The following is an 11,675-nucleotide window of genomic DNA, read 5'->3' on the forward strand; positions in this document are numbered from 1 at the left end:
CGAGGAGAGGCGGAGGAGCGGACGATGACGTATCACCTTCCCGCGGGCAGGGCGGCGGCCGACGGCCCGTACGCCGTGGACGTGACGCCCGAGAGCGCGGGCTGGGGCTACTCCGGCCTGCGCGTGGTACACCTGCCGCCCGGCGGCAGCCACACCTTCGACAGCGGCGGGAGCGAGTGGATCGTGCTGCCGCTGAGCGGTGGCTGCACGGTCGCGACCGCCGACGACTTCGGCCGGGAGACCTTCGAACTCGACGGCCGGGACAGCGTGTTCAGCGGTGTCACGGACTTCGCGTACGTCCCGCGCGACGCCCGCGCGACCCTGACCTCCACCGGCGGCGGCCGGTTCGCGCTGACCGGCGCCCGCTGCACCCGCCGGCTGCCCGCCCGCTACGGCCCGGCGTCCTCCGTGCCGGTGGAACTGCGCGGCAGCGGGAACTGCTCGCGGCAGGTCAACAACTTCGGTGCGGCGGGCGTGTTCGAGTGCGACAAACTGATCGCGGTCGAGGTGCTCACCCCGGGCGGCAACTGGTCGTCCTTCCCGCCGCACAAGCACGACGAGCACCGCCCCGGCGAGGAGTCGGTGCTGGAGGAGATCTACTACTTCGAGTTCGCGGCCCACGACGGCACCCCAGGCCTCGGCTACCAGCGCGTCTCACCGTCCGGGCAGGGGCAGGGGACCGACGTCCTCGCCGAAGTGCGCGACGGGGACGTCGTGCTGATCCCCGACGGCTGGCACGGGCCGTCGATGGCGGTCCCCGGCCACCACATGTACTACCTGAACGTCATGGCGGGTCCGGAGGCCGAACGCGCCTGGCTGATCTGCGACCACCCCGACCACGCCTGGATCCGGGACACCTGGCCCGGCCAGGCGGTCGACCCCCGACTCCCCCTCTACACCGCACCGGAGAGGTCCGCATGAGCGCCGCCGCCACCCGCCGACTGACCACCGCCCAGGCCCTGGTGCGCTTCCTGGCCGCGCAGTACACCGAGCGCGACGGCGTGCGGCACCGCCTGGTCACGGGCACCTGGGGGATCTTCGGCCACGGCAACGTGGCGGGTATCGGCCAGGCGCTCGTGGAGTACCGCGAGATGATGCCGTACCACCAGGGCCGTAGCGAACAGGCCATGGTGCACGCGGCCGTCGGCCACGCCCGGCAGCTCAACCGCCTGTCCGCACAGGCGGTGACGACCTCCATCGGCCCCGGCGCCACCAACCTGGTCACCGGGGCCGCCCTCGCCACGGTCAACCGCCTGCCGGTCCTGCTCCTTCCCGGCGACTACTTCGCCTCGCACGCCGCCGACCCGCTCCTCCAGCAGCTGGAGCACCCGGTCGAGGCCGACGTGTCCGTCAACGACGCCCTGCGGCCGGTGTCCCGGTACTTCGACCGGATCACCCGCCCCGAGGCCCTCGTCGCCTCCGCGCTCCAGGCGATGCGCGTACTGGGCGACCCGGCGGAGACCGGCGCGGTCACCCTCGCACTGCCCCAGGACGTGCAGGCACAGGCGTACGACTGGCCCGAGGAGTTCTTCGCCGACCGCGTGTGGCGGGTACGCCGCCCGGCTCCCGACCCGGCGGAGCTGATCGAGGCGGTCCGGGCGGTCCGGGCCGCCGCCCGCCCACTGATCGTCGCGGGCGGCGGTGTGCACCACAGCGAGGCGGAAGAGGCTCTCAGGGCACTCGTGGACGCCACCGGCATCCCGGTCGCCTCCACCCAGGCCGGCAAGGGCGCGCTGCGCCACGACCACCCGGCGGATCTCGGCGGCATCGGCCACACCGGCACCGCGGTGAGCGACGCCCTCGCCCGCACCGCGGACCTGGTGATCGGCGTCGGCACCCGCTACTCGGACTTCACCACCGCCTCCGGCACCCTCTTCCAGCACCCGGACGTCCGCTTCCTGAACCTCAACATCACCGCCTTCGACGCCCACAAGCTCGCCGGCGGCACCCTGGTGTGCGACGCGCGGTCGGGGCTCACCGCGCTGACGGAGGCGTTGTCCGGACACCGGGTGGACGCGGCGTACGAGACGGAGTACCGCACCGGGAAGGCCCGTTGGGCCGAGGCGGTCGAGGCGGCGTTCCGCGCCGACGACGACGGCGCGGTGCCGACCCAGACCCAGGTGCTGGGCGCGCTCGACGCGGTGGTCGGCGACGAGGACGTGGTGATCAACGCGGCCGGCTCGCTCCCCGGCGACCTGCACAAGCTCTGGCGGGCCCGCTCCCCGCGCCAGTACCACCTGGAGTACGGCTACTCCTGCATGGGCTACGAGATCCCGGCCGCGCTCGGCGTCCAGCAGGCCGCGCCCGGCACCCCCGTGTGGGCCCTGGTGGGCGACGGCACGTACCTGATGAACCCGACCGAGATCGTCACGGCGGTGCAGGAGAACCTGCCGGTGAAGCTGGTCCTGGTCCAGAACCACGGCTACGCGTCCATCGGCGGCCTGTCCGAGTCGGTCGGCGCCGAGCGCTTCGGCACCGACTACCGCCACCGCGTCGCCGACGGCTCCTTCACCGGCGCCCCGCTCCCCGTCGACCTCGCCGCCAACGCGGCCAGCCTCGGCATGGACGTGCTGCGCGCCAAGACGGTGCGGGAGTTGCGCGAGGCGCTCTCGACCGCCCGCGCGGCCTCCCGCCCGACCTGCGTATACGTCGAGACGGCGCCCCCGTCGGCCGCACTCCCCGCCCAGGCCTGGTGGGACGTGCCGGTGGCCGAGGTGTCGGCCCGCGAGGCGGCCACGGACGCGCGTGCGGCCTACGAGCGCGCGGTCGCCGACCGCCGCCGCCACCTCTGACCCCACCGGCGCCCCGCCACCCAGTCAGTCCCCTACGCAAGGGAGGTACGTCCATGGCGAAGACCGGCGACCCCGCACGTGCCGTGACCCCGCCCGCGATCGGCACCCTGGACTTCGCCCTGGACCGGAGCAGTCCGGTGCCGCTCTACTACCAGCTGGCCCGGCAGTTGGAGGCGGCGATCGAGCACGGCGTCCTCGCACCGGGGAACCTGCTGGGCAACGAGGTCGACCTCTCCGTCCGCCTCGGTCTGTCCCGGCCGACGGTCCGGCAGGCCATCCAGTCGCTGGTCGACAAGGGGCTGCTGGTACGGCGGCGCGGGGTCGGCACCCAGGTGGTGCACAGCCAGGTCAGGCGCCCGCTGGAGCTGAGCAGCCTCTACGACGACCTGGAGGCCGCCGGACAGGATCCCGGGACCCGGGTGGTGCGCAACGAGGATGTCCCGGCCACCGCCGAGGTCGCGGCGGCCCTCGGCGTAACGGAGGGCACCGGGGTGACCGTCCTGGAGCGGCTGCGCCTCACCCACGGACAACCGGTGGCGATGCTGTGCAACCACCTTCCGGCGGGCCTGCTGGAACTCGACGACGCCCGGCTGGAGTCGACCGGCCTGTACCGGATGATGCGCGCCCGCGGCATCACCCTGCACAGCGCCCGCCAGACCGTCGGCGCCCGCATCGCCTCCCGCGAGGAGGCCGAGCGCCTCGGCGAGCGGGAGGGCGCCGCGCTGCTCACCATGCGGCGCATCGCGTACGACGACACCGGGCGGCCGGTCGAGTACGGGACGCACGTCTACCGCGCCTCCCGCTACGCGTTCGACTTCCAACTGCTGGTCAGGAACTGAGCGGTTCACCGCGCCGGACCCGGTGGACCGCGTCCGGACGGGCGCGCGGGCGGGGGCGCGGGTCTTGATTTCGAAGTGCGCTTCAAGCCGAGCACTCAGTAGCCTCGGCTCGTGTGAACAGGCGAAAGCACAAGAAACTGTCCCGTCGTCTAGTCGACGCCGCGCTCGTCGGCGAGCCGGCGCGGGTGCGGGCCGCGCTGCGGGCCGGAGTGCCCGCCGAGACGGCGGACCCGGCCGGGAGCACCCCGCTGTACCTGGCGTCCGTGAACGGGGACACCGCCATCGTCCGCGTACTGCTCGCGGCCGGTGCCCGGCCGGACACGGAGAGCGGGATCGGCTCGGAGGGCACACCGCTGTGCGGGGCGGCCTGCTGGGGACACACCGAGACCGTCCGCGCGCTCCTCGAGTACGGAGCCGACCCGAACCTGCGCGAGGACCACGGCACCGGCTGGGCGCCGCTGGACTGGGCGTCCAACGGACCGCACCAGGAGACGGCGGACCTGCTCATCGCCGCGGGGGCACGGCCGCGGGACTGACCCCCGGGAGGGGACGACACGAAGAAGGGCCTTCACGGACTCGCGTCCGTGAAGGCCCTTCGCACCGTCGGGACGACAGGATTTGAACCTGCGACCCCTTGACCCCCAGTCAAGTGCGCTACCAAGCTGCGCCACGTCCCGGTGCCGTCACGCGCGGTGTACCGCGCGATCACGCGAACAGCACTTTACCCCACGGACCGGGCCACGCCTAAGCGGGCACAGGAGAGGGACAATCGGTCGTATGGACAGCCCTGCCGACAACCCCGTGGACAGCACCGCCTCCGACCGCCCGGTGGAGGGGCGGGACCGGGACGACGAGGGCCGGGCTCGCAACGCCCGGCCGCGGGACGGGCTCGGACGCCCGCTGCCGTACGGCGCGAACGGCGTGCCGCGCCAGCCCGAGGGCGTCGTACGGGCGCCGGAGGCGACCGTCGCCGAGGCGCAGCGGCTGCTGGACGACGGGAAGCCGTTCCACGCGCACGAGGTCTTCGAGGACGCCTGGAAGGCGGGGCCCGAGGAGGAGCGGGAGCTGTGGCGGGGCATGGCCCAGCTCGCCGTCGGGCTCACGCACTCGGCGCGCGGCAACGCCACCGGTGGAGCGAGGCTGCTGCGGCGCGGGGCGGGTGCCGTCACGGCGTGGGCGGCGTCGGAGGCCGGGCGGGAGCGGCCGTACGGGATGGATCTGGGCGCGGTCGCCGGGTGGGCCCGGGAGCTGGCCGGCGAGGTGGAGGGCGGCGGTTCCGTGGACGCGGCGGCGCGGGCGCCCCGGCTCCGGGGCTGAACCCGGCCGGGGCGGCCCGGCCGGGGCACGGTCGGTGGCGTACGGCAGACTCGTGGCGTGCGGACAATTCATGTGATCGGTATCGGCGCGGGCGACCCCGAGCAGCTGACGCTCCAGGCCGTCAGGGCGCTGCGCGGCACGGACGTGTTCTTCGTCCTGGACAAGGGCGAGGCGAAGTCCGACCTGGTGCGGCTGCGCAGGGACATGCTGGAGGCGCACGTACCGGAGGGGACCTACCGGGTCGTCGAGGCGCGCGATCCCGAGCGGGACCGGAGCGCGGGCGGCGCGGCGTACTCCCCCGCCGTCGGGGACTGGCGCAGTGCCCGGGCCGGTATCTACGAGCGGCTGATCGCCGAGGAACTGGGCGAGGACGAGACCGGCGCGTTCCTGGTCTGGGGCGACCCCGCGCTGTACGACAGCACGCTGGGCATCCTGGAGGAGATCCTGGAGCGCGGCTCGGTCGCCTTCGAGTACGACGTCGTGCCCGGCATCAGCAGCGTCTCCTCGCTGGTCGCCCGGCACCGGACGGGGCTGAACCGGGTGGCGCGCCCGGTGCAGATCACCACGGGGCGGCGACTGGCCGAGGGGTTTCCCGAGGACGCGGACGACGTCGTCGTGATGCTGGACGCCCACCAGGCCTTCCGGCGGTACGCGGACCAGGACATCGACATCTACTGGGGCGCCTACCTGGGCACCCCGGACGAGATACTCGACTCCGGCCCGATCGCCGAGGCCGCGCCCCGCATCGAGCGGCTGCGCGCGGAGGCCCGGGAGCGCAAGGGCTGGATCATGGACACCTACCTGCTGCGGCGCAATCCCGGCGACCGCTGACCCGGGCCGGGCCGCCTTCCGACCGTGCTCCCGGGCGCACCCGGGCGGACCGTCCCCGCATGCGTGGCCCGTGCACCGGTGTGATCGTGACCGTGTGACAGTCGCCGAGGAATCGCCACGGACCGTCGCCACCCAGCCGCCCGTGCTGGACCGGCGGCGCCGCAACGTCGTCTTCGTCACGATCATGCTCGGCATGCTGCTCGCGGCCCTGGACCAGACGATCGTGGGCACCGCGCTGCCCACCATCGTGTCGGACCTGGGCGGCGCCGAGCACATGTCGTGGGTGGTGACCTCGTACCTGCTCGCGGAGACCGTGGCGACGGTGCTGGTCGGCAAGTTCGGCGACCTGTTCGGCCGCAAGGTCGTCTTCCAGGTGTCTGCGGTCGTGTTCATCACCGGCTCGTTCCTGTGCGGGCTCGCGACCAACATGCCGCTGCTGATCCTCTGGCGGGCGGTGCAGGGCGTCGGCGCGGGCGGCCTGATGGTGACGGCGATGGCGCTGATCGCGGACGTCATCCCGCTGCGGGAGCGGGGTAAGTACCAGGGCGCGATCGGCGCGGTGTTCGGGGTCGCGACGGTCATCGGTCCGCTGCTCGGCGGGCTGTTCACCGACCACCTGTCCTGGCGCTGGGCCTTCTACGTCAACGTGCCCATCGCGGTCGTCGTGGTGATCGCCGCCGCCCGCACCATCCCGGTGGTGAAGTCGGCCGCCCGTCCCGTCATCGACTACCTGGGCATCGCGCTGGTCGCGGTCGGCGCCAGCGCGCTGATCCTGGCGACGAGCTGGGGCGGCAACGAGTACGCGTGGGGCTCGGCCGTGATCATCGGCCTGTTCGCGGGCGGGCTGATCGCACTCGGCCTGTTCTGCTGGGTGGAGACCCGGGCGGCCGAACCGATGCTGCCGATGCGGCTGTTCGCCAACCCGGTGTTCACCGTCTGCTCGATCCTCAGCTTCATCGTGGGCTTCGCCATGCTGGGCGCGCTGACGTATCTGCCGACGTATCTGCAGTACGTCGACGGGGATTCGGCCACCGTCTCCGGGGTGCGGACGCTGCCGATGGTGGCGGGGCTGCTGATCGCCTCGGTGTTCAGCGGCAACGTGGTCAGCAAGACGGGGCGCTACCGGCTGTTCCCCATCGCGGGCACGCTGGTGATGGGCGTCGGCCTGTACCTGATGTCGCTGATGGGTCCGGACACGGGCGCGGGACTGGAGTCGCTGTACATGTTCGTGCTGGGCACGGGCATCGGGCTGTCCATGCAGGTGCTGACCATCGCCGTGCAGAACACGGTCGAGTACTCCGACCTGGGCACCGCGACCTCCGGCGTCACCTTCTTCCGTACGCTGGGCAGTTCCTTCGGCACCGCGGTGTTCGGCACGATCTACGCCAACGCGCTCGGCCCCAACCTGCGCGACGGCGTCGCGGCGGCCGCCCGCACCGGGGCCGCCGACCCCTCGGTGATCGCCGGGGCCTCGACCAGTCCGGAGGGGGTGCACCGGCTGCCGCCCCCGGCGTCGGCGCCGATCGTCGGCGCGTACGCGGACACCATCCAGACCGTGTTCCTGTGGACCGTGCCGGTCGCGGCCCTGGGCTTCCTGGTCGCGCTGTTCCTCAAGCAGGTCCAGCTGCGCGACAGCGCCCGCGCCGGTTCCACGGACATGGGCGAGGGCTTCGCCTCGCCGCACGACGCCAGCAGCAGGCGGACGCTGGAGGCCTCCGTCGGAAAGATCATCGGCGGTACGGAGCTGGACACGGCGCGCCGGATCGTCGCGGACAGCGACACCCGGCTGGATGTCGCCGGCGCCTGGGCGGTGATGCAGGTGGACCTGTTCACGCGGCTGGTCGGGCACGCCAGCCTCGGCCTGATCGCCGCCCGCCGACGGCTGCCGCCGGAGGTGCTGCTGCCGGTCTTCGACCGGATGGTGGAGGAAGGGTTCCTGACCCGGCACGGCTCCCTGCTCTCCCACACCGACGCGGGCGCCCGCGAGGCGCTGGTGATCGGCCGGGCGTGGGCGACCTGGCTGGAGGACCGGGTGGAGCGGGACATCGGGCGCCCCACGGACACGGAGCTGCGCGCCGCCGTCGACGCCATCGCCAAGCGCCTGCTGGTGGAGGACCTCAGCAGCGGTCTCCCGCAGCGCGTCAGGCAAGCAGGAGCTGAAGACCGCCCACGATCGTCGCCGCGATCACCAGACGCTCGAACAGGCGTTGGTTGATCCGGTCCACGGCCCACTTGCCGAGGAACGCGCCGGGCACCACGAACACGACCAGCGCGGCGTCCAGCAACAGCGAGTGGCCGTCGATCAGGCCGAGCCCCGCGCTGAAAGGCAGCTTGGAGACGTTGACGATCAGGAAGAAGAACGCCGACGTGCCCAGGAAGCCGAGTTTGCGGAAGCCCGCGGAGAGCAGGTACATCGACATCACCGGGCCGCCCGCGTTGGCGACCATCGTGGTGAACCCGCCCAGGACGCCGTACGAACGGGCCTTCACGCGGCCGGTGCGCGAGGTGACCTCGTCCGGCTGCCCGTCGGCGTCGGCCCGCCGCCGACGCCACACCGTCACTGCGGCCATGAACAGCAGGATCACGCCGATCGACGTGCGTACGACCGCGTCGTCGGCCCACACCAGGAACAGGGTACCGACGACCACGCCCACGCCGACCGCCGGGAACAGCCGCCACAGGGTGGGCCAGTGCGCGTGGCGCCGGTAGGTGAGGACGGCCAGGACGTCCCCGGCGATCAGCACCGGCAGCAGGATGCCGGTGGAGGCGCGGGCGGGCAGGACGGCCGCGAAGATCGCGAGGCTGACCGTGTTGGCCCCGCTCACCGCGGTCTTGGAGAAGCCGACGAGCAGGGCCGCGAAGGCGAGGGCGGCGAATTCCCAGCCGGTGAGGTGCCAGAGCGTCATGGTGTCCATTGCGGGGTCCGATGCTATGCGCACCCCACCTGCGTCGTAAGCACCGTCTCGCCCATTGATCCTTAGCGTGGTCCCCGGTGGTCGGTGTACACCGCCCTCAGCTCGCGCTTCAGCACCTTCATGCTCGGCCCGAGCGGCAGCTCGTCCGTGAACTCCACCCGGCGCGGGTACTTGTGCCGCCCGAGGTGCTGCTTGGACCACTCGGTGACCCCGGCGGCGTCCGGCACCGCGTCGGGCGTCGTGCCGGGGGCGCGCACGACCACGGCGCAGACCTCCTCGCCGTGGAGTTCGTCCGGGAGCCCGATGACGGCGACCTGGGCGATGCCGGGGTGGCGCATCAGCACCTCCTCGACCTCCCGCGGATAGACGTTGTAGCCGCCCCGGATGATGACGTCCTTCTTCCGGTCGACGATCCTCAGGAACCCGTCCTCGTCCTTGGTTCCCAGGTCGCCGGTGCGGAACCAGCCGTCGACGAGCGCCTGAGCGGTGGCCTCGGGGCGGCCGAGGTAGCCGGAGAAGACGTTGTGGCCGCGGACGACGACCTCGCCCAGTTCCCCGGGCGGCAGCAGTTCCACGGCGTTCTCGACCTCGGCGCGGGCGATCTCCACGTCGACGCCCCACAGCGGGTGGCCGATGGTGCCCGGCCTGGCGCCGAACACCGGCTGGTTCACGGCCGCCGCCGGAGAGGTCTCCGACAGCCCGTACCCCTCGTAGATCTTCGCCCCGAAGGCCTCCTCGAACCGTTCGAGGACGGCCACCGGCAGCGAGGCACCGCCGGAGATGCACACCCGCAGCTCCGGCAGGGCCGCGGCCCCGGCCGCCGCGGCGGCGAGGGCGACGAACATGGTCGGCACCCCGTGGAAGGTGTTGACGCCCTCCTTCACCATCAGCTCGATCGCGCGCGCCGCGTCGAAGCGCGGCAGCAGGACGAGGGTCGCGCCCGCCCGCCAGGTGGAGTTGAGGGAGACGGTCTGGCCGAAGGCGTGGAAGAGGGGCAGCGCGCCGAGCGCCACGTCGTCGGGCCGGATGTCGTTGGCGTCGAAGGCGTTGACCGTCGCGTTCATCACCAGGTTGAAGTGGCTGAGCACGGCGCCCTTGGGCACTCCGGTCGTGCCGCTGGTGTAGAAGACGACGGCCGGGTCGTCGGCGTCCCGGGTGACGTACGAGGGCAGGGGCTCGGCGTCGGCGGCGAGCCGGTCGAACTCCTCGCCGAGCGTGATCGTCCGTACACCCGCCTGCCGCGCGGCGGCTGCTCCGGTCTCCGCCTGGGCCGGATGGCACAGCAGCAGGGTGGCACCGCTGTCGCGCAGGACGTGCTCGACCTCGGCCGGGGACAGCAGCAGGTGCACCGGCACCACCACGGCGCCGGCCGCGGCGGCGGCGTAGTAGGCGACGGGGAAGTCGGCGGTGTTCGGTGCCATCAGCGCCACCCGGTCCCCCGGCCGGACGTCCAGGCCGACGAGGGCGCCGGCCCGGGCGAGGGCCCGCCGCCACACCTCGGCGAAGGTCAGCCGCAGGTCGCCCTCGACCAGCGCCTCCTTGTCGGGACGGCGCCGGGCGTTCTCGGCGAGGACGGCGGCGACGGAGAGGGTTGCCATGGGGTGTTGCTCCGTTTCCTTGCTGCGGCTCTGCAGGAGGGTGGCGGCTCTGTGGCCGAGGTGGGACCTAGTGACGTTCGACGAGGACCGCGCTGCCCTGCCCCACGCCGACGCACATCGTGGCCAGCCCGCGGCCGGCCCCCGTACGGCGCATGCGGTGGAGCAGGGTGGTGAGGATGCGGGCGCCCGAGCAGCCGAGCGGGTGGCCCAGCGCGATGGCGCCGCCGGTCGGGTTGACCAGGTCGGGGTCGATGCCGAGTCGGTCGACGCAGGCGAGGGCCTGGGCGGCGAACGCCTCGTTGAACTCGGCCTCGGTGATGTCGCCGATGCTCCAGCCCGCCCGGGCCAGCACCTTGCGGGTGGCGGGGACCGGGCCGATGCCCATGACGTCGGGGTGGACGCCGGCCGAGCCGCCCGCGACGTAGCGGCCCAGCGACTCCAGGCCGAGGTCGTTCAGCGCCTCCTCGCTGACCAGGAGGAGGCCCGCGGCGCCGTCGTTCATCGGGGAGGCGTTGCCCGCGGTGACCGTGCCGCCGGGGCGGAAGACGGGCTTGAGGCGGCCCAGCTTCTCCAGGGAGGTGTCCTCGCGGACGCACTCGTCGGTGTCGACGACCACGCCGTCGGGGCGCTCGACGGGGAGGATCTCGTCGTCGAAGCGGCCGTTCTTCCGGGCCTCGGCGGCCAGGCGGTGGCTGCGCAGGGCGAACGCGTCCTGACGCTCGCGCGGGACGCCGTACCGCTCGGCGACCTCCTCGGCCGTCTCCCCCATGGCGAGCAGGCCGTGCAGGTCCTTCATCGCCGGGTTGACCAGGCGCCAGCCGAGCCGGGTGTCGGCGGTCTCGATGCGGTGCGGCAGCGCCTCGTCGGGGCGGGGCAGCACGAAGGGGGCGCGGCTCATGGACTCGGAGCCGCCCGCGAGGACGATGTCGGCCTCGCCCGCGGCGATGGTGCGTGCGGCGGTGGTGACGGCTTCGAGGCCGGAGGCGCACAGCCGGTTGACGGTGGCGCCGGGCACGGTCTCGGGCAGGCCCGCGAGCAGCGCGGCCATGCGGGCGACGTTGCGGTTGTCCTCGCCCGCCTGGTTGGCGGCGCCCCAGTACACGTCGTCGACCCGGGCCGGGTCCAGCGCGGGCACGTCGGCGACCAGGCCGCGGAGCACGGCGGCGGCGAGGTCGTCCGGCCGCACGGTGGACAGCGCGCCGCGCAGCTTGCCGATCGGGGTGCGGCGGGCGGCCGCGAAGTGGACGGGACGCACGAGGGACTCCTGACCGTCGTCGCGCGGTCACCGGACGGCGCACCGCCGCCGCGTCGACCACCACGAACCTTGATGAGCACTAGCCTTAATTAGCACTGCTAGTTTTGGACTATAGACCGCCGGACAGT

At 73.1% G+C, this 11,675-nt stretch carries 10 protein-coding genes and 1 tRNA gene; 7 read left to right on the plus strand and 4 right to left on the minus strand.

The window, feature by feature from the left end; translation table 11 throughout:
• The first annotated feature begins 24 nt into the window (after positions 1-24).
• The 4 genes from iolB to R2E43_RS04310 all read left to right on the plus strand — a co-directional run bounded on the left by iolB (position 25) and on the right by R2E43_RS04310 (position 4,167).
• Positions 25-921: a 5-deoxy-glucuronate isomerase gene (gene iolB, locus R2E43_RS04295; RefSeq protein ID WP_030870349.1), complete on the plus strand. Its 897-nt coding sequence runs from the start codon at positions 25-27 to the stop codon at positions 919-921.
• Complete coding sequence (iolD, locus tag R2E43_RS04300; protein WP_332055920.1) at positions 918-2,792, plus strand: 3D-(3,5/4)-trihydroxycyclohexane-1,2-dione acylhydrolase (decyclizing); 1,875 nt, start codon at positions 918-920, stop codon at positions 2,790-2,792. The genes iolB and iolD overlap by 4 nt, the downstream gene beginning before the upstream one ends.
• Positions 2,793-2,845: 53 nt before the next feature.
• A complete protein-coding gene (locus tag R2E43_RS04305) occupies positions 2,846-3,631 on the plus strand; it encodes a GntR family transcriptional regulator (RefSeq protein ID WP_003972171.1) in 786 nt (261 codons plus the stop codon).
• A 113-nt stretch (positions 3,632-3,744) separates the two neighbouring features.
• The gene (locus R2E43_RS04310; protein ID WP_003972172.1) at positions 3,745-4,167 is read left to right on the plus strand and encodes an ankyrin repeat domain-containing protein; all 423 of its coding nucleotides are present in this window, start codon (positions 3,745-3,747) and stop codon (positions 4,165-4,167) included.
• Positions 4,168-4,234: 67 nt separating this feature from the next.
• Here the strand turns inward: R2E43_RS04310 and R2E43_RS04315 are convergent.
• Positions 4,235-4,308, minus strand: a tRNA-Pro gene (locus R2E43_RS04315).
• A 100-nt stretch (positions 4,309-4,408) separates the two neighbouring features.
• Here R2E43_RS04315 and R2E43_RS04320 point away from each other — a divergent pair.
• The 3 genes from R2E43_RS04320 (at position 4,409) to R2E43_RS04330 (ending at position 7,994) form a co-directional block, all read left to right on the plus strand.
• The gene (locus R2E43_RS04320) at positions 4,409-4,948 is read left to right on the plus strand and encodes a DUF309 domain-containing protein (RefSeq protein WP_003972173.1); all 540 of its coding nucleotides are present in this window, start codon (positions 4,409-4,411) and stop codon (positions 4,946-4,948) included.
• A gap of 57 nt (positions 4,949-5,005) precedes the next feature.
• Entirely contained in the window at positions 5,006-5,779 is a 774-nt protein-coding gene (gene cobF, locus R2E43_RS04325) for a precorrin-6A synthase (deacetylating) (protein ID WP_003972174.1), read from the plus strand.
• Positions 5,780-5,873: 94 nt separating this feature from the next.
• A complete protein-coding gene (locus R2E43_RS04330) occupies positions 5,874-7,994 on the plus strand; it encodes an MDR family MFS transporter (RefSeq protein ID WP_003972175.1) in 2,121 nt (706 codons plus the stop codon).
• Here R2E43_RS04330 and R2E43_RS04335 read toward each other — a convergent pair.
• The 3 genes from R2E43_RS04335 to R2E43_RS04345 all read right to left on the minus strand — a co-directional run bounded on the left by R2E43_RS04335 (position 7,921) and on the right by R2E43_RS04345 (position 11,547).
• Positions 7,921-8,694, minus strand: a complete 774-nt coding sequence (locus R2E43_RS04335) for a sulfite exporter TauE/SafE family protein (RefSeq protein ID WP_011031344.1) — start codon at positions 8,692-8,694, stop codon at positions 7,921-7,923. The genes R2E43_RS04330 and R2E43_RS04335 overlap by 74 nt on opposite strands.
• Before the next feature lie 62 nt (positions 8,695-8,756).
• Positions 8,757-10,292, minus strand: coding sequence for a long-chain-fatty-acid--CoA ligase (locus R2E43_RS04340; RefSeq protein WP_106518642.1), 1,536 nt, complete (start codon positions 10,290-10,292; stop codon positions 8,757-8,759).
• A gap of 67 nt (positions 10,293-10,359) precedes the next feature.
• Positions 10,360-11,547 carry a thiolase family protein gene (locus tag R2E43_RS04345; RefSeq protein WP_106518641.1) on the minus strand — a complete coding sequence of 396 codons (1,188 nt, stop codon included), beginning with the start codon at positions 11,545-11,547 and terminating at the stop codon, positions 10,360-10,362.
• Positions 11,548-11,675 lie beyond the last annotated feature (128 nt).

This window comes from Streptomyces violaceoruber, from assembly GCF_033406955.1.
Classification (GTDB): Bacteria; Actinomycetota; Actinomycetes; order Streptomycetales; family Streptomycetaceae; genus Streptomyces; species Streptomyces violaceoruber.